The 16,678-nt window shown below is 68.5% G+C and carries 17 protein-coding genes; 10 read left to right on the top strand and 7 right to left on the bottom strand.

Annotation, left to right across the window (positions count from 1 at the left end; genetic code table 11):
* Window positions 1–129 precede the first annotated feature (129 nt).
* Together EY822_RS15460 and EY822_RS10570 are read left to right on the top strand one after the other, a co-directional pair.
* Window positions 130–741 carry a DUF2087 domain-containing protein gene (locus EY822_RS15460; protein WP_227497204.1) on the top strand — a complete coding sequence of 204 codons (612 nt, stop codon included), beginning with the start codon at window positions 130–132 and terminating at the stop codon, window positions 739–741.
* A gap of 46 nt (window positions 742–787) precedes the next feature.
* A complete protein-coding gene (locus EY822_RS10570; RefSeq protein WP_150308224.1) occupies window positions 788–973 on the top strand; it encodes a hypothetical protein in 186 nt (61 codons plus the stop codon).
* Window positions 974–1,151: 178 nt separating this feature from the next.
* On the opposite strand, the gene EY822_RS10565 is transcribed toward EY822_RS10570, so the two are convergent.
* The 3 genes from EY822_RS10565 to EY822_RS10555 all read right to left on the bottom strand — a co-directional run bounded on the left by EY822_RS10565 (window position 1,152) and on the right by EY822_RS10555 (window position 4,586).
* Window positions 1,152–2,021 (bottom strand): GDSL-type esterase/lipase family protein, encoded by an 870-nt coding sequence (locus EY822_RS10565; RefSeq protein ID WP_150308223.1) that lies wholly within the window; start codon window positions 2,019–2,021, stop codon window positions 1,152–1,154.
* A gap of 59 nt (window positions 2,022–2,080) precedes the next feature.
* Window positions 2,081–3,013 (bottom strand): class II fructose-bisphosphatase, encoded by a 933-nt coding sequence (gene glpX, locus EY822_RS10560; RefSeq protein WP_150308891.1) that lies wholly within the window; start codon window positions 3,011–3,013, stop codon window positions 2,081–2,083.
* A gap of 184 nt (window positions 3,014–3,197) precedes the next feature.
* Window positions 3,198–4,586, bottom strand: coding sequence for an MFS transporter (locus tag EY822_RS10555; RefSeq protein WP_406610238.1), 1,389 nt, complete (start codon window positions 4,584–4,586; stop codon window positions 3,198–3,200).
* A 200-nt stretch (window positions 4,587–4,786) separates the two neighbouring features.
* Between EY822_RS10555 and fbaA the strand changes: the two genes are divergently transcribed.
* Window positions 4,787–5,812: a class II fructose-bisphosphate aldolase gene (fbaA, locus tag EY822_RS10550; RefSeq protein WP_150308221.1), complete on the top strand. Its 1,026-nt coding sequence runs from the start codon at window positions 4,787–4,789 to the stop codon at window positions 5,810–5,812.
* A gap of 86 nt (window positions 5,813–5,898) precedes the next feature.
* On the opposite strand, the gene EY822_RS10545 is transcribed toward fbaA, so the two are convergent.
* Entirely contained in the window at window positions 5,899–6,519 is a 621-nt protein-coding gene (locus EY822_RS10545) for a DUF6264 family protein (RefSeq protein WP_150308220.1), read from the bottom strand.
* Window positions 6,516–7,556, bottom strand: coding sequence for a 4-hydroxy-3-methylbut-2-enyl diphosphate reductase (locus EY822_RS10540; protein ID WP_150308889.1), 1,041 nt, complete (start codon window positions 7,554–7,556; stop codon window positions 6,516–6,518). The genes EY822_RS10545 and EY822_RS10540 overlap by 4 nt, the downstream gene beginning before the upstream one ends.
* A 106-nt stretch (window positions 7,557–7,662) precedes the next feature.
* On the opposite strand from EY822_RS10540, the gene xseA reads away from it, so the two are divergent.
* Genes xseA through EY822_RS10515 form a run of 5 tightly spaced genes read left to right on the top strand, consistent with a single transcriptional unit; the run spans window position 7,663 to window position 11,877 of the window.
* The gene (gene xseA, locus EY822_RS10535) at window positions 7,663–8,883 is read left to right on the top strand and encodes an exodeoxyribonuclease VII large subunit (protein ID WP_227497203.1); all 1,221 of its coding nucleotides are present in this window, start codon (window positions 7,663–7,665) and stop codon (window positions 8,881–8,883) included.
* A 25-nt stretch (window positions 8,884–8,908) separates the two neighbouring features.
* Window positions 8,909–9,133, top strand: a complete 225-nt coding sequence (locus EY822_RS10530; RefSeq protein ID WP_150308219.1) for an exodeoxyribonuclease VII small subunit — start codon at window positions 8,909–8,911, stop codon at window positions 9,131–9,133.
* Window positions 9,133–9,792: a DUF4245 domain-containing protein gene (locus EY822_RS10525; RefSeq protein ID WP_150308218.1), complete on the top strand. Its 660-nt coding sequence runs from the start codon at window positions 9,133–9,135 to the stop codon at window positions 9,790–9,792. Before EY822_RS10530 ends, EY822_RS10525 begins: the two co-directional genes overlap by 1 nt.
* Window positions 9,785–10,423 (top strand): carbonic anhydrase, encoded by a 639-nt coding sequence (locus EY822_RS10520; protein WP_150308217.1) that lies wholly within the window; start codon window positions 9,785–9,787, stop codon window positions 10,421–10,423. The genes EY822_RS10525 and EY822_RS10520 overlap by 8 nt, the downstream gene beginning before the upstream one ends.
* 41 nt (window positions 10,424–10,464) lie before the next feature.
* Window positions 10,465–11,877, top strand: coding sequence for a class II fumarate hydratase (locus EY822_RS10515; protein ID WP_150308216.1), 1,413 nt, complete (start codon window positions 10,465–10,467; stop codon window positions 11,875–11,877).
* Between the two features lie 95 nt (window positions 11,878–11,972).
* On the opposite strand, the gene EY822_RS10510 is transcribed toward EY822_RS10515, so the two are convergent.
* Both EY822_RS10510 and EY822_RS10505 read right to left on the bottom strand, forming a co-directional pair.
* Entirely contained in the window at window positions 11,973–13,325 is a 1,353-nt protein-coding gene (locus EY822_RS10510) for a PhoH family protein (RefSeq protein WP_227497327.1), read from the bottom strand.
* 346 nt (window positions 13,326–13,671) lie between these two features.
* Window positions 13,672–14,442, bottom strand: a complete 771-nt coding sequence (locus EY822_RS10505; RefSeq protein ID WP_150308888.1) for an isoprenyl transferase — start codon at window positions 14,440–14,442, stop codon at window positions 13,672–13,674.
* A gap of 86 nt (window positions 14,443–14,528) precedes the next feature.
* Here EY822_RS10505 and trhA point away from each other — a divergent pair, with 86 nt between their 5' ends.
* Both trhA and EY822_RS10495 read left to right on the top strand, forming a co-directional pair.
* Window positions 14,529–15,275 carry a PAQR family membrane homeostasis protein TrhA gene (gene trhA, locus EY822_RS10500; RefSeq protein ID WP_150308214.1) on the top strand — a complete coding sequence of 249 codons (747 nt, stop codon included), beginning with the start codon at window positions 14,529–14,531 and terminating at the stop codon, window positions 15,273–15,275.
* 140 nt (window positions 15,276–15,415) lie between these two features.
* Window positions 15,416–16,636: a LolA family protein gene (locus tag EY822_RS10495; protein WP_150308213.1), complete on the top strand. Its 1,221-nt coding sequence runs from the start codon at window positions 15,416–15,418 to the stop codon at window positions 16,634–16,636.
* Window positions 16,637–16,678: the final 42 nt, after the last annotated feature.

Genomic DNA, 16,678 nt, shown 5'->3' with positions numbered 1-16,678 from the left:
CATACAGCGGAAGCGGGGAAGGAGAGTGGAAGCGGGACTCAACCGGGGACTCGGAACGGGAGCGGTGTCGAAAGTGCAGTCGCTCGAATCACCGATCGGCGCACACCATCTCTGCGCCAGAATGGCTCGGTGACTACTGACGACGACGTGACGCACCTGCAGTCTCGTCCCATCTCCCGGGACTTCGCCGGTCAGGTGATGCCGACCACGGTGCCGGATGGCACCTCGACCGACGAAGCACGGGATTCGGGCCCGTTTCGGACGGGAAACGCGTGGCGGGCGATGGTGGCGGCTCTCGCCAACGAGGATCTTCGATCGGAGTACGCCCGCATCGTCCTCGGATCCGGGGAACTGCACGAGCGACGAACTGCGCAGCTCATACGGGCCGGCCTCGTCACCACTCACGATGGACGACCGGTTCCCGCAACCGAGGGTTTGCGGGCGCTGCTCGCCGATCGCACCGACGAACGACCGCAGCGGGGGCCGAAGCGATTCCTGCGCCCGGACGGCGCCATCGACCGGTACCCGTCCCAGCACGCCGATCGCGAGGAACTGCTGCGGCACATCGCGGCCACCTTCATGGCGCCCGACGAGCGGCTCAGCGAAGCAGAGCTGAACGACCGCCTACGCCCGTTCGACGACGACACCGCGCTCCTGCGGAGATACCTGGTCGACTACGGCATCCTCGACCGCTCCCCTTCGGGGTCCGAGTACTTCTCCCCCGATTCGAGTACCGGATAAGGAGTGCGTTCAGCGTCCGACCCCAGTCCGGTGGCAAGATCTCTGAATGACAACGAAGCCGCAGTGGATCCCGTTGATCGTCATCGTGGCAGCGGGGCTTGTATTGATCCCCACAGGGCTCGTTCTTCTATTCAACGAAAGCCGCTACGCAGGTGCAGCCTTCGGCCTGCTGGCTGCGATCTCCGGCGGACTTTCTCTCGTCGTTCTCATCCGGGCGTCGAGACAACCCTAGGGTCGCCGCGCTGGTGGTTCGACGTACGGGCTTCGCGGGCCCGTGGAGACCAGCAGGATCGGAACGCGTCCCCGGAGAGCCGTCGCGGGATTCTTTCGGTTCGGGGACGTGTCAGATCGGGCGCTTATCACTACGGGCGTGTGCCGGATCGAGCGCGTGCCGCGCTGGCGGCGTGGGATCAGGCGGCCGCGGCGTACCGGAGTCGGGTGACGTCCACGGCAGCGGTGATTGCGGCGGCGTAGGCCCGGTACCCGGCGGCGGTCGGGTGATAGCTCACCACGTTGCCGAAGTGGATCCACGGATCCGCGGATCCGATGCCGTGACCGACGAACTGCGGCACGACATCCACGAACAGCACGTTCCCGCCCGTCCCCTGCACTGCGGCGACCGCCGCCGCGATCGTGGAGTTGAGTGCCACCGTCGCCGCATTGATCTGCTGCGCGAGCGCATTCACCTCCGGGGACTGAGGGAGCCCGAACGTGGGGTCGGCGAGGAGCGGGTATCCCGTGACGACGATCTGAGCGTTCGGAGCGGCTCGCCGGACGCCGTCGATCGTGCGCACGAGGGAGGGAAGCAGGGAACTGCCCGGCTGCAGGAGCGCCGACACGCGTGCGAAGGTCGCCGCACACGCGACGCTTCGCGGATCCGGGGAACACGCGGCGGCGAGGCCGGTGACATCCACGTCGTTCGCCCCGACGGAGAGGGTCACGAGGTCGGCGTGTTTCAGCGCTCCGCGAGCGCTGTTCAGCGACGACACCACGTCGGTCGTGGTCGCCCCGACGCGGGAGAGGTCGGCGGTGAGCACGACGTCCCTGCGGTCGTCGAGAAGCGCCGGATACGACTCGGACCCGTGTACGGCGCCGAAGCCGTACGCGTAGGAATCGCCGAGCGCCACGTACTTCACCTTCTGCCCTGCACTCGGATGACCGGCTGCGGGTGTCGCCGACGCGGGAACCGCGGCGGCACCGGCCAGGAGGCCGACGAGGGCGACGACAGTCGCGGCGAGGCGCGCTGCCCGAGGTGCGCGATGCGAGGTGAAGAGGGTCATGCGCTCAAGCTAGACCTCGGACACCTCGCGGCGATAGAGGCACGAAGCGCGAGCAGACGTCAGAGCCACTTCTCCACGAGGTGATCTGCCACCACGCGCCGGATGGTCCCGGAGTGCGACCGCAGCACGATGCTCTCGGTGCGGATGATCGGGCCGATCTTCCGCACGCCCTCCACCAGCCCGCCATCCGTCACCCCCGTCGCGACGAAGTAGGTGTTGTGACCGGAGACGAAGTCCTCGAGCTCGAGCACGCGATCCAGGTCGTGCCCGGCGGCGAGCGCCGCGGTGCGCTCCGTGTCGCTCTGCGGGTTGAGGCGCCCCTGGATGAAGCCGTCGAGCGCCTTTACCGCGCAGGCGGTGATCACGCCCTCCGGCGTGCCTCCGATACCGATGCACATGTCGATGCGGGTTTCGATCCGAGCGGCGTTGATGCCGCCGGCCACGTCGCCGTCGAGCAGGAGGCGCGTGCCCGCCCCCGCCTCGCGAATCTCCCGCACCAGCTCCTGGTGCCGCGGTCGGTCGAGCACGGCCACCTGGATGTCTTCCACCGACTTGCCCTTGGCTTTGGCGAGCGCCCGGATGTTCTCTCCGATGGGCTTCCGGATGTCCACGAGTCCTTTGCCCTCGGGACCCGTGACGATCTTGTCCATGTAGAACACGTCCTGCGGGTTGTACATGCTGCCCCGGTCCGACACGGCGATCACCGACAGCGCGTTCTGCCGTCCCGCGGCCGTCAGGCTCGTGCCGTCGATCGGGTCGACGGCGATATCGCACGCGGGCCCTCGCCCGTTGCCCACGTGCTCCCCGTTGAAGAGCATCGGCGCGTCATCCTTCTCGCCCTCGCCGATGACGATGAGTCCGTCGAAGTTGACGGTGCCGAGGAACGTGCGCATGGCGTCGACCGCGGCACGGTCGGCGGCGTTCTTGTCCCCGCGTCCGATGAACGGGGTGGCGCGAATCGCCGCCGCCTCGGTGGCGCGCACGAGCTCCATGCCGAGGTTGCGATCCGGGTGGATGTACAAGCTTGCCGACTCGGCACTGGACACGATTCGTCCCTTTCGTTGGCGTGCGATGGGAAAGATCCGGAGGTGCGCGGTGCACGACGGCGAACGTCCGCTGGTGCGCTCAGCCTAGAAGCGAGACGGCCCCCGCCTCTAGTGCGGGGGCCGAACGGCGTCAGGGAGCGGGAACCTCGGGGGCGGTGACGGATCCCCCGACACCCGGTCGGGTGACGTTCACCCGACCGCGACGCGCAAGGATCACCATGAGAACCGCGGACAGCGCCATGAAGCCGCCCACCACGAACATGGGGATCTCGTATCCACCGGTCCAGTCGAACAGCGCACCCGTGAGGTACGGGGCGGAGAAGCCCGCCAGGTTGCCCACGGTGTTGATGAGCGCGATCCCGGCCGCGGCGGCCGCCCCGGTGAGGAACTGGGTGGGCAGGGTCCAGAAGTTGGGCAGCGCCGAGAAGATCGCCATGGCCGTGATCGCGATGACCGCAATCGTCAGCACCGGGGATCCCGCGTAGAGCGCGAGCGGAATGCTCACGGCGCCGGCGACGGCGGGGATCACGATGTGCCAGGTGCGGAGTCCGCGGCGCGATGCGTCTCGCGCCCAGAAGTGCAGCGCGATAGCGGCGGGAATGTACGGAACGGCCGTGATGAGCCCCTTCTGGAAGACGTCGAACTCGGTGCCGTACAGCTCCTGGAAGCCCTCGATGATCGTCGGGAGGAAGAAGGCGAGGGCGTAGAGACCGTAGATGAAGCCGAAGTAGATGAATGACAGCATCCAGACCCGGCCGCTCGTGAACGCGGAGCGGATGCCCACGTGCTTGTTGTCGTTGGCCTTCTCGGTGGCCGCCTTCTCGCTGGCGAGGGCACTGGTCAGCCAGACCCGCTCCTCCTCGGTCAGCCACGTGGCGTCGGCCGGGCGGTCCTTGAGGTAGAACCAGGCGATGATGCCGACCACGATGGCGGGGAGCGAGACGCCGAGGAACATGAAGCGCCAGCCTTCGAGACCGAGGAAGGTGCCGTCCTGCTGGATGAGGAGCGCGGCGAGCGGCGCACCGATGACGGTGGTGAGGGGCTGCGCCAGGTAGAAGAGCGCGAGGATCTTGCTGCGGTGCTTCGACGGCACCCAGAGGCTGAGGAAGAGGATCGCGCCGGGGAAGAATCCGGCCTCGGCGACACCGAGCAGGAACCGCAGCACGACGAGCTGTTCGAAGTTCTGCACCCAGGTGAACAGGAGCGCGACGATCCCCCACGACACCATGATGCGGGCGAGCCAGCGGCGGGCGCCGAATCGGTGCAGCGCGAGGTTGCTCGGTACCTCCAGAAGGATGTACCCGATGAAGAAGACGCCGGACGCGAAGCCGAATTGCGCCGCGGAGAGGGCGAGGTCGTCGTTCATACCGTTCGGTGCGGCGAAGCCGATCGCGGTGCGGTCGAGGTAGTTGATGAAGAACATCAGCGCCACGAAGGGCACGAGACGAACCGCCACCTTCTTGATGGCCGACTTCTCCACGTCGGACGCGCGGTCCGAGACGGGCGAACTGGTGGTCACGCGACTCCTCCAAGGGGTTAGCAGCATCGATAACGCGCGAGCGAGGGACGCGCGGCATTCAGTATCGGACCGAACAGGCAACTTGTCAACCGGTTCGCCAAAGGTCCCGATGGCGGCGATGGCGGTCGAAGAGCGCCCGGATCAATAGACTCGACACGCACGCACAGGCAGCCCGACGAGGGCCAATCGAAGGAGTCGCCATGCCCATCGCCACCCCCGAGCAGTACGCGGAAATGCTCGACAAGGCCAAGTCCAAGGGCTTCGCGTACCCGGCCGTCAACGTCTCATCGTCCTCGACGATCAATTCCGTGCTGCAGGGCTTCGCCGAGGCCGAGTCCGACGGCATCATTCAGGTCACGACCGGGGGCGCCGACTACTTCGCCGGCCACACCGTGAAGAACCGCGCATCCGGAGCGCTCGCCTTCGCCGCGTTCGTGCACGAGGTCGCCAAGAACTACCCCATCACCGTGGCGCTGCACACCGACCACTGCCCCAAGGATGCGCTCGACGGCTTCGTGCTCCCCCTCATCGCCGCGTCCGAGGCCGAGGTCAAGGCCGGTCGCAACCCCATCTTCCAGTCCCACATGTGGGACGGGTCCGCGGTTCCGCTCGACGAGAACCTCGAGATCGCCAAGACGCTGCTCCCCCGCATGAAGGCCATCAACGCGATCCTCGAGGTGGAGATCGGCGTCGTCGGTGGTGAGGAGGACGGCGTCAGCCACGACATCAACGAGCACCTGTACACGACCATCGATGACGCGGTCGCGACGGTCGAGGCTCTCGGCCTGGGCGAGAACGGCCGGTACATGGCCGCCCTCACCTTCGGTAATGTGCACGGCGTGTACAAGCCCGGCAACGTGAAGCTGCGCCCGGAACTGCTGAAGGGCATCCAGGACGGACTCGCCTCGCGCTTCGGCACCGGCGCCCTCCCGCTCGACCTCGTCTTCCACGGCGGATCCGGATCCACCGACCAGGAGATCGCGGACGCGGTCGCCAACGGCGTGGTCAAGATGAACATCGACACCGACACCCAGTACGCCTACAGCCGCTCGGTCGCCGACACGGTGCTGAAGGGCTACGACGGCTTCCTGAAGGTGGACGGCGAGGTCGGCAACAAGAAGGTCTACGACCCGCGTTCCTGGGGCAAGAAGGCGGAGACGGCGATGGCCGCACGCGTCGTCGACGCCACCCGCCAGCTCGGCTCGGCCGGCCACTCCGGCAAGTAGGACTGCCGCTTCCTCGTCGCTCCCGTTCAGCGTCGCCGCTCGCCCGAGAAGGGCGGCGGGGACGCGAAACGGGAGCGACGAGGCGGTTAAGTCGTGGAAGTCACGTACTCGCGGAAAGCCGGGTCACCGATCACCAGCGTGACGAGCAGCACCGCCGTGATGAACGACACGACCACCCCGGCCGTCAGCGGCACCCAGAAGGTGATGCGGTTCTGCTTGAGCATCCGGTAGGACAGCCACACGGTCAGCGCGTAGACCGAGAGGTGCAGGATGTTCAACGCGAGGCCGATGGTCCGGGCGCTCTCCACGTCGTCGAAGCGCCCGATGCCCTGCATTGCGAAGACCTGGTCGAGTGCCGCCGGAAGATTGCCGTAGGTGAACAGCCCGGTGATCACGGAGTAGGTGGCGAAGGCGAGCAGCACGAGGGTGAGGATGCGATCCCACTTGCGCACGGGACGCGACTCGGAGCCCGCGGACGGGGCAGCGGCGCCGGCCGCACCGACCGCCTCATGCGCCCCGCCGGTGCCAGCGCCCGCCGACGTCGGTGCGACGGGCGGAGCGGGCGCGGGAGGCACTGGGGCGTACTCGCCCCAGCGGGGCGCGGGACCGGATGTCGGCCGGGCCGGTTCGGGTCGGGCGGCGTCCGAACCGGACGACTCCGGTTCGTTCGGCGAGGCCGGGTCGCGGGGCGAGGCGGGGCCGGTCATGCGTCGGTGCGCACCCGTCCGCCGATGGCACGCGCGTCGGTGCGACCCGAGATGTCCTTCCGCAGCTCCTTCGGCAGGGAGAACATGAGGTCCTCCTCCGCCGTCTTCACCTGCGTCACGTCGCCGTAGCCCGCGTTGGCGAGGTCGTCCAGGAGCTCCTGCACCAGTTCCTCCGGCACGGATGCGCCCGAGGTCACGCCGACCGTGCGCACGCCGTCGAGCCACTCCTGCTTCACCTCGCTCGCGTAGTCCACGCGGTAGGCCGCCTTGGCGCCGTACTCCAGCGCAACCTCGACGAGGCGCACCGAGTTGGACGAGTTCGCGGACCCCACCACGAGCACGAGGTCGGAGTCCTGCGCCACCTTCTTGATCGCCACCTGGCGGTTCTGAGTGGCGTAGCAGATGTCGTCGCTCGGCGGGTTCTGCAGGTTGGGGAAGCGCTGGCGCAGGCGCCGAACGGTCTCCATGGTCTCGTCGACCGAGAGCGTGGTCTGGGACAGCCAGACGACCTTGTCGGGGTTGCGCACGACGATGGTGTCCGCCTCGTCTGGGCTGCCGACGAGGGTGGTGTGCTCGGGGGCCTCCCCCGCGGTGCCCTCGACCTCTTCGTGTCCCTCGTGTCCGATCAGCAGGATCTCGAAGTCGTCGCGGGCGAAGCGCACGGCCTCGCGGTGCACCTTCGTGACCAACGGACAGGTGGCGTCGATCGCCTGCAGTCCGCGATCAGCGGCGCCCTGCACCACGGCCGGCGAAACGCCGTGGGCGCTGAACACGATGTGCGACCCGGTCGGCACCTCGTCGACCTCCTCCACGAAGATCGCGCCCTTCTTCTCGAGCTCCGACACCACATGGATGTTGTGCACGATCTGCTTGCGCACGTACACCGGTGCACCGTAGTGCTCCAGCGCCTTCTCGACGGCGATCACGGCGCGGTCCACTCCCGCACAGTAGCCGCGGGGCGCAGCCAGCAGCACACGCTTGCGGCCATCGACGGGGGTATCCTTTAGCCTGTTGCGAGCGCCCGGTATGCGGGGCATGGGCAGGCTGATCGTTGCGTCGGTCACGGCCCCGAGTCTACGCGGCGCGTCCTTACCACTCACTGTGTTCGGATCGCCGAGCGCCGATCGCAACGGAGGAACCGCCATGGACCAGGGTCCCAGCGTCGATTCGCCGTGGCCGGTCGGCCTGCTCGCCGCGAAGATCCAGGGGTACATCGATCGACTCGGCTCCGTCTGGGTGGAGGGCGAGATCACCTCCTGGGGCCTCTCGGGCGGCAACGTCTACGGCAAGCTCAAAGACGTCACCGGTGACGCCACGGTGAGTTTCACGGTGTGGTCGTCGGTGCGCGCGCGGACACCCGCTGATCTCAAGCAGGGCGACCGGGTGGTGGCGCTCGTCAAGCCGAACTACTGGGTCAAGGGCGGCACGCTCACCATGCAGGTGATCGACATGCGGCATGTGGGGCTCGGCGACCTGCTCGAACGCCTCGAGCGCCTGCGCGCCCAGCTCGGCCGGGAGGGCCTGTTCGAGCAGTCCCGCAAGCGCCCCCTCCCCTTCCTGCCGCACTGCATCGGCCTCATCACCGGCAAGGACTCGGATGCGGAGAAGGACGTGCTGCGCAATGCGCAGCTCCGCTGGCCCGCCGTGCGCTTCCGCGTGCTGCACGCCGCGGTGCAGGGCAACCGCGTCGTCGACGAGGTGACCGCCGCGGTGCGGGAGCTCGACCGCGATCCCGAGGTCGACGTGATCGTCATCGCCCGCGGCGGCGGTGACTTCCAGAACCTGCTCGGTTTCAGCGACGAGGGACTCGTCCGTGCCGTGTCGGCGTGCGCCACACCGGTGGTGAGCGCGATCGGACACGAGGCCGACCGCCCCCTGCTCGACGAGGTCGCGGACCTGCGCGCGTCCACCCCCACCGATGCCGCGAAGCGCGTGGTGCCCGATGTCACGGAGGAGCTCGCTCGGGTGCGTCAGGCCCGCGCGCGGCTCGGCACCCGGCTGAGCACCTTCTTGCGCACCGAGGTCGACCGCATCGAACAGCTCCGCACGCGTCCGGTACTCGCCACGTCCGCATGGATCGTCGACTCCCGCGCCGAGGAACTCGGCCGGTACATCGCCCGGGGCGCGGAACTCGTCACTCGGGGTCTCGACGAGGCGGCGATCGGCACGAAGGAACTGTCGGCGCAGCTCCGCGCCCTCTCGCCGCAGCGGACCCTCGACCGCGGCTACGCCATCGCGCAACTGCACGACGGGTCCGTGCTGCGCGCCGCAGCGGACGCTCCGCGCGGTACCGCCCTCGCGCTGCGCCTCGCCTCCGGCACCATCGGCGCGGTGTCCGACGGCCCGACCGCGACTCCCCGCTGAGCCACCCCTCGATAGGATTACCGGCATGCCCACACCGCAGGACGTCCGCTCGTTGAGCTACGAGGAGGCGCGTGACGAACTCGTCCGCGTCGTGGCGGAACTGGAGCAGGGTGCGCCCACGCTGGAGCACTCGCTCGCGTTGTGGGAGCGCGGTGAGGCCCTTGCCTCGCGCTGCGAGGAGTGGCTGATCGGTGCCCGGGCCCGTCTCGAGGCCGCTCGAACCGCCGAGTCCAGCGCAGCCGGCGCGTGATGGCTCGGAAGCCGAAGGGCACCGAGCCTCGCATCGTCGCCGAACTGGGTCGCCCCGAGACGCCGGAGGAGACCGCCGAGCGCAAGGCGACCGCCTCGCGCAACCGACGCGCCCGCCAGACCATCAACAACCTCTGGTTCTCCCTGCTCGCGACCCTCGGGATCGTGGTGGTCATCGTCCTGCTCGTGCCGCGCGCCGATGGTCCGGCGCGAGTCGACGTGGACTACGCGACCGTCGCAGACCAGGCCGCGGGCTCGGTGAGCGAGCCGCTCGTGGTGCCGCAGATTCCGCCGGTGTGGCGATCGAATGCCGCCGAGCTCCGCACCCGCACCGCGGACGGGGTCGACGAGTGGTACGTGGGGTTCATCACCCCGTCGAACGAGTACATCGGATTCAGCCAGGGCATCGACGCGAACTCCACGTGGGTGCTCCAGAAGGTCAGGGCTGCCCAGGTGTCGGGTGCCGAAAGCATCGGCGGACTCGACTGGACTGTGTACGACAACCGCACCGCTGAGGACCCGGGGCTCGCCGAGTACTCCATGTCGACCGACGTGGGCGGGAGCAGCTACGTTCTCTACGGTTCGGCGGACGCGAACGAGTTCCGCACCATGGCGGAGAGCGTCGCCGCCGAGGTTGAAGGGAGTGCTACGGATGACTGACCCCACACCGACACCCACACCGGCGAAGATCTGGCAGGAGATGGTGCGCGGAAACGCGCGCTTCGTCGCCGGTGAGCCGCGGCATCCGCGGCAGGACGTGGAGCGACGTGCCGAACTGGCGCTCAAGCAGACGCCCTCGGCCGCGCTGCTCGGCTGCAGCGATTCCCGGCTCGCCGCCGAGATCATCTTCGACAAAGGCCTCGGTGACCTCTTCGTGGTGCGCAACGCCGGTCAGGTCACCACCAATTCCGTGATCGGCTCCCTCGAGTACGCGGTGAGCGTGCTCGGTGTGCCCCTCATTCTCGTGCTCGCCCACGACGAGTGCGGCGCCGTCCGCGCGGCGATCGACACTCGCGAACTCGACGGACCGCCGCTGCCGACGCATGTGGCGCAGCTCGTCGACCGGATCCTCCCCGCCGTTGATCGCGTGCGCGCCGCTCGCACCGGCGACGAAGCACTCGACGCCACCGAGGTCGGTCGCGAGCATCTGCGCGGCACGGTCGCCCAGCTGCTCGATCGGTCCGAGCTCATCAGCGAGGCCGTCGCGAACGGATCGCTCGGCATCGTGGGAGCGAACTACAAGCTTCTCGAGGGCACGGCCGTGCCCGACATCGTCGTCGGAAACATCTGATTCCGCTCCTCCTCCCGCACACGAACAAAGGACACCGCACCGTGGTCGACACCGCCGCCGCACAGCCCGAATTCCGCATCGAACACGACACGATGGGCGAGGTGCGAGTGCCCGCGCAGGCGCTCTACGCGGCGCAGACGCAGCGCGCGGTGGAGAACTTCCCGATCTCCGGCCGCGGGCTCGAGGCCGGACAGATCGTCGGTCTCGCTCGCATCAAGCGCGCGGCCGCACTCGCCAACGCCGAACTCGGCATCCTGGCCGACGACGTCGCGCAGGCGATCGCCGGTGCGGCGGACCGGATCATCGCGGGCGAGCACCACGACCAGTTCCCCATCGACGTGTACCAGACCGGTAGCGGTACCTCCTCGAACATGAACATGAACGAGGTGCTCGCCACGCTCGCCACCCGGTCCCTCGGATCGCCGGTGCACCCGAACGACGCGGTCAACGCGTCGCAGTCCTCCAACGACGTGTTCCCCACGTCGGTGCACGTCGCTGTCACCGCCGCCCTGCTCGCCGACCTGATCCCGGCGCTCGAGCACCTGGCCGGTGCACTGGAGACGAAGGCCGACGCATGGAAGGACGTGGTGAAGGCCGGCCGCACCCACCTGATGGATGCCACGCCGGTCACGTTCGGTCAGGAATTCCGGGGCTACGCCCGGCAGATCCGGCTCGGTATCGAGCGCGTGCGCTCTGCTCTCCCCCGCGTCGCCGAAGTGCCGCTGGGCGGAACGGCGACCGGCACCGGCATCAACACTCCCCTGGGCTTCCCGCAGAGGGTCATCGAGATCCTCGCCGAGAACTCGGGGCTCCCGCTCACCGAAGCGGTCGACCACTTCGAGGCGCAGGGAGCCCGTGACGCGCTGGTGGAAGCGTCCGGTGCACTGCGCGTGATCGCCGTGAGCCTCACCAAGATCTGCAACGACCTGCGCTGGATGGGCTCCGGGCCGAACGCCGGCCTCGGCGAGCTGCACATCCCCGACCTGCAGCCCGGCTCGTCGATCATGCCCGGCAAGGTGAACCCGGTCATCCCGGAGGCGGTGCTCATGGTGGCCGCCCGGGTGATCGGCAACGACGCGACGGTGGCGTGGGCCGGAGCGTCCGGTTCGTTCGAGCTCAATGTGGCGATCCCGGTGATGGGCACGTCGCTGCTCGAGTCGATCCGCACCCTGTCCACCTCGACCGTGCTGCTCGCCGACAAGACCATCGACGGTCTCGAGGTGAACGTGGAGCGGGCACGCGCGCTGGCCGAGTCCTCGCCCTCGATCGTCACGCCCCTCAACCGGGTGATCGGCTACGAGGCCGCCGCGAAGATCGCCAAGCACTCGGTGGCCGAGAAGATCACCGTTCGCGAGGCGGTGATCGCCCTCGGCTTCGTGCAGCGTGGTGAGATCACCGAGGAGCAGCTCGACTCCGCGCTCGACGTTCTGCGGATGACCGCTCCCGGACTGTAACCCGGGAACGGGCTCAGGGACGCGGTCCCGCCGACGGTCCCTGAGCCTGTCGAAGGATCACGGTCCCTGAGCCTGTCGAAGGGCCGTTCGCTGGTCTATCCCACGTCGTTCGACTCGAGCAGCTCGGTCACGAGGGCCGCGATCGCGGAACGCTCGGATCGCGTGAAGGTCACGTGCCCGAAGAGCGGATGACCCTTCAGCGTCTCGATCACCGAGGCCACTCCGTCGTGCCGCCCCACCCGCAGGTTGTCGCGCTGCGCCACATCGTGGGTCAGCACCACGCGGGAGTTCTGCCCGATGCGGCTGAGCACCGTGAGCAGCACGTTCCGCTCGAGCGACTGCGCCTCATCCACGATCACGAAGGCGTCGTGCAACGAGCGCCCGCGGATGTGCGTGAGCGGCAGCACCTCGAGGATGCCGCGAGCCATCACCTCGTCGAGCACGTTCTGCGACACCAGGGCACCGAGCGTGTCGAACACCGCCTGCGCCCACGGGTTCATCTTCTCGGTGGCGTCGCCCGGGAGGAAGCCGAGCTCCTGGCCACCGACGGCGTACAGCGGTCGGAAGACCATGATCTTCCGGTGCTGCTGCTTCTCCAGCACGGCCTCGAGGCCCGCGCACAGTGCGATGGCCGACTTGCCCGTTCCGGCCCGGCCGCCGAGGGAGAGGATGCCCACCGACGGGTCGAGCAGCATGTCGATGGCGAGCCGCTGCTCTGCCGACCGGCCGTGCAGGCCGAACACGTCTCGGTCGCCGCGCACGAGGGTCACCTCGCCGTTGCCGGTCACCCGGCCGAGGGCCGAGCCGCGGTCGGAGTGCAGGACGAGGCCCGTGTTGATGGGCAGGGTCGCCGCGGCAGGGGTGCGGAGCCGCTCCGCCTCGTAGAGCTCGGCCATGTCGTCCGCCCCGAGCGACAGCTCCGACATACCGGTCCAGCCGGAGTCGACCGCCTGCTCCGCGCGATACTCGTCCGCCGTCAGTCCGATCGACGCGGCCTTCACGCGCATCGGCAGGTCCTTCGACACGACAGTCACGGGGAGGCCCTCGTTGGCCAGGTTCATGGCCACGGCGAGGATGCGCGAGTCGTTGTCGCCGAGTTGAAGACCGGAGGGCAGCACCGACATGTTCGAGTGGTTGAGCTCGACCCGCACCGTTCCGCCGGCTTCCCCGACGGAGATCGGGAAGTCGAGTCGCTCGTGCTGCACTCGCAGGTCGTCGAGGTGACGAAGGGCCTGCCGAGCGAAGTATCCGATCTCCGGGTCGTGCCGCTTCGCCTCGAGCTCGGATACCACCACGACGGGGAGCACCACCGCGTGCTCGGCGAACCGGAAGATCGCCTTCGGGTCCGACAGCAGCACCGACGTGTCGAGGACGAACGTGCGCTCCGCCGTTTCCGGCGCAGCACCCGACGATGGGGACGAACTCCGACGCGGCTTCTGAGAATTCAACGCGGCCACAACCACTCCCAACCCGAGAGCGAGCCCTCGGTTCATTGGCGAGTCGGCCGGGCTATCGAAACGCGACTTATGTGGCCGTCTCGACCAGGTTCCTTACCTGATGCAACCGAACATACGACCGGGCGGCTCGTTCCGCGCCTCCCGACACGCGAGCGGAAATGTCCGCGAGATTAAATCTCGGCGAGGCGAGACGGGTCGCGTCCCTTCGACAGGCTCAGGGACCGCAGATTCGGCCGGTCGCGTCCCTTCGACAGGCTCAGGGACCGCAGGTTCGGCAGGTCGCGTCCCTTCGACAGGCTCAGGGACCGGACCTTCGGCAGGTCGGAGTGAGATCGGGTCAGGCCCCGTAGCGGCGATGGCGCTTCGAGTAGTCGCGCAACGCGCGGAGGAAGTCGACCTCGCGCAGGTCGGGGTAGAGCGCCTCCACGAAGTACAGCTCGCTGTGCGCACTCTGCCAGAGCATGAAGTCGCTGACCCGCTGTTCGCCGGAAGTGCGGATCACGAGATCGGGGTCGGGCTGGCCACTGGTATAGAGGTGCTCGCCGATGAGGTCGGGCGTCAGCAATTCCGCCAGCTCCTCGATCGATCCGCCGGCGCTGTGGTGGGCGGCGAGGATGCTGCGCACGGCATCCGCGATCTCGTGCCGACCGCCGTACCCGACCGCGAGGTTGATGTGCAGTCCGGGATGGTCGATGGTGCGTTCCTCCGCCTCGCGGAGCGCGGTGGTGAGGCGCTCCGGAAGCCCCGCCGGATTGCCGACGTGCTTGACGCGCCAGTCACGGCATTGCGAGAGGTCGTCGGTGAGCTGAGCGATGATCTCGATCAGGTCGTCGAGTTCCTCCCCGGCCCGACCGATGAGGTTGTCGGTCGACAGCAGGTACAGCGTCACGACCCGGATGTCGAGGTCGTCGCACCAGGTGAGGAACTCGCCGATCTTCGCCGCCCCGGCGCGGTGCCCGTGCGCGGCGGACTCGAGGAGTCGCTGGCGCGCCCACCGCCGGTTTCCGTCGACGATCATGGCGACGTGATGGGGCAGGGCCTCCGCGGTGAGATCTTTGCGGATGCCCTTCTTGTACAGGCCATAGATGATGCCGGAGCCGAGGGGCATGTTCCGGTTTCGCACTCCTTCACGGTAGTCCACCCGGCACCGCCCGTCCGGGAGGGCAGCGTGCGCTGCGCCCCTAAACTTGCGGCATGAGCGCCTCACGACCGGAACAGGACAGCACCCGGGCCGATCACGAGGACGCGGCGGAACTTCCGAACCTCCCCCTGCTGGATGACGCCATCGAGCATGCGCAGGATGACCGGCCGTCGTGGCGCGGCTGGATCCACGCGGGGACGTTCCCGCTCGCCATCCTGCTGGGAATCGTGCTCGTGTCCGTCGCCGACGGCACCGCGGCGAAGGTCAGCTGCACCGTCTTCGCGGTCAGTTCGCTGCTGCTCTTCGGGAACTCGGCTCTCTACCACCGCTTCCGGTGGTCACCGCCGATGAAGAACCTGCTGAAGCGCATCGACCACGCCAACATCTTCCTGTTGATCGCCGGTTCGTACACCCCGATCACCGTGCTCGCCCTGCCCGAGGAGAAGTCGGTGCTGCTGCTCTGGCTGGTGTGGGTCGGCGCGGCGCTCGGCATCGCCTTCCGCGTGTTCTGGATCACCGCGCCGCGGTGGCTCTACGTGCCGCTCTACCTCCTGCTCGGCTACGCGTCATTGATCTTCATCGTCGACTTCTACTCCGCGAACGCGCTCATGATGAACCTCATCCTCGCCGGCGGGATCTTCTACACGGTCGGTGCCGTGATCTACGGACTCAAGCGCCCCAATCCGGTGCCCGGCGTGTTCGGCTTCCACGAGATCTTCCACACCCTGACGCTGTTCGCGTTCCTCTGCCACTGGCTCGGGATCCTTCTCGTGGCCGTGGATCCGCCCCGTTTCGTCTGACCGACACCGCGGCGGCTCATCTGATCGGCACCGGCGGAAGCCGACGACGACGCTCCCAGCCCGGCGGAATCCGGCGGGTGTATCCTCCGCAAGAGGGCACCGTACCGTCGGTCTATCCCGGTGTCTCGAGGGTGAGAATCATGAGCTCGAAATGGATGCGCTGGCTGCCCGCCGCAATCGTCCCCGCAGTCGTCGTCACCGCCGCCGTCGCCATACCCGCCACCGCGGGTGCCGCCCCGACGCTGCCGGAGAAGTCCGCCGATGAGGTGCTGGCGATGATCGCCGACAGCACCGGGGTCGCCTTCTCGGGAACCCTCGAGCAGCGCTCGGACCTCGGTCTCCCCGATATCCCGACCACGCCCGGATCGTCGGAACTTCCGACCGGTGCTCTCGAGTTCCTCACCGGATCGCACACCGTCCGGGCATTCGTCGGCGACTCCTCGTCCGTCCGCCTGCAGGTCCTCGACGACATGGCGGAGCGCGACGTGATCATCAACGGGGACGAGCTGTGGCTCTACGACTCCGACCCGAACGAGGCCGTACACGTCACCCTGCCCGAGGGAACGACCGCGGCGATCGACGCGCATGCCGGCGGCGACGCCTATCCGGGCTACACCGGGCCGCGCACGCCGGCGGAGGTGGCGACCCGCCTCATCGAGGCGATCGACCCCTCCACCTCGGTGAGCGTCGCGACCACCGCCCTCGTCGCCGGCCGATCCGTGTACCAGCTCTCGCTCGACCCGAAGTCGTCGGAGACCCTCGTCGACGGCGTCACCCTCTCCGTCGACTCGGAGACCGGCTTGCCGCTCCGGGTGGAGGTGACCGCGGTCGGCCAGGACGACCCGGCGGTGTCGCTCGGGTTCTCCGCGATCGACTTCTCGGCGCCCGATGCCTCGCTCTTCGATTTCAGCCCGCCCGCCGGGGCGACCGTGACCGAGAAGCCGATCGATCCGGAGGCGCTCGAGCGCCGACTGTCGAAGCACTCCGCGGCTCACGGCGCGCTCGACGCTCCGCATCCGACCGACCCGAACGAGGACCACCTCGCAAAGCACCTCCCGGGCGTCGACGCCGCGGGAGCCGAGGGCGCACCCGCGGTCTACGGTTCCGGCTGGGACGCCGTCGTCGCATTGCCCGCAATGCCCGACGCCGCATTCCCGATGGGCACGGATGCCGGTGGCACCCCGGCGAGCGCCGCCGAGACCGCACAGCTTCTCGAGCAGCTCACAACGGATGTCGAGGGCGGCCGGGTACTGAGCACGGCGCTGGTCACCGTGCTCATCACCGACGACGGTCGGATCTTCGCGGGCGCGGTGCCCGTGGAGAGGCTGCAGGCCGCCGCCGCCGGAGCCCTCGAACGGTGACGCCCGACTCACCCACCGCCCGCGACTGCACGACGCGGGCGG

The sequence above is a fragment of the Planctomonas psychrotolerans genome, assembly GCF_008642235.1.
Lineage (GTDB): Bacteria > Actinomycetota > Actinomycetes > Actinomycetales > Microbacteriaceae > Planctomonas > Planctomonas psychrotolerans.
Note: the sequence above shows the minus strand (reverse complement) of the source record. Positions and strands in the feature narration are given on the sequence as shown.

Excerpts from the sequence above, each read along its gene's own strand:
- EY822_RS10570 (WP_150308224.1), top strand. The coding sequence starts at position 788 with ATGACAACGAAGCCGCAGTGGATCCCGTTGATCGTCATCGTGGCAGCG.
- xseA (WP_227497203.1), top strand. The coding sequence starts at position 7,663 with ATGGACCAGGGTCCCAGCGTCGATTCGCCGTGGCCGGTCGGCCTGCTC.
- EY822_RS10545 (WP_150308220.1), bottom strand. The coding sequence starts at position 6,519 with ATGACCGGCCCCGCCTCGCCCCGCGACCCGGCCTCGCCGAACGAACCG.
- EY822_RS10565 (WP_150308223.1), bottom strand. The coding sequence starts at position 2,021 with ATGACCCTCTTCACCTCGCATCGCGCACCTCGGGCAGCGCGCCTCGCC.
- glpX (WP_150308891.1), bottom strand. The coding sequence starts at position 3,013 with ATGGAGCTCGTGCGCGCCACCGAGGCGGCGGCGATTCGCGCCACCCCG.
- EY822_RS10520 (WP_150308217.1), top strand. The coding sequence starts at position 9,785 with ATGACTGACCCCACACCGACACCCACACCGGCGAAGATCTGGCAGGAG.
- EY822_RS10525 (WP_150308218.1), top strand. The coding sequence starts at position 9,133 with ATGGCTCGGAAGCCGAAGGGCACCGAGCCTCGCATCGTCGCCGAACTG.
- fbaA (WP_150308221.1), top strand. The coding sequence starts at position 4,787 with ATGCCCATCGCCACCCCCGAGCAGTACGCGGAAATGCTCGACAAGGCC.
- EY822_RS10540 (WP_150308889.1), bottom strand. The coding sequence starts at position 7,556 with ATGCCCCGCATACCGGGCGCTCGCAACAGGCTAAAGGATACCCCCGTC.
- EY822_RS10530 (WP_150308219.1), top strand. The coding sequence starts at position 8,909 with ATGCCCACACCGCAGGACGTCCGCTCGTTGAGCTACGAGGAGGCGCGT.
- EY822_RS10495 (WP_150308213.1), top strand. The coding sequence starts at position 15,416 with ATGAGCTCGAAATGGATGCGCTGGCTGCCCGCCGCAATCGTCCCCGCA.
- trhA (WP_150308214.1), top strand. The coding sequence starts at position 14,529 with ATGAGCGCCTCACGACCGGAACAGGACAGCACCCGGGCCGATCACGAG.
- EY822_RS10505 (WP_150308888.1), bottom strand. The coding sequence starts at position 14,442 with ATGCCCCTCGGCTCCGGCATCATCTATGGCCTGTACAAGAAGGGCATC.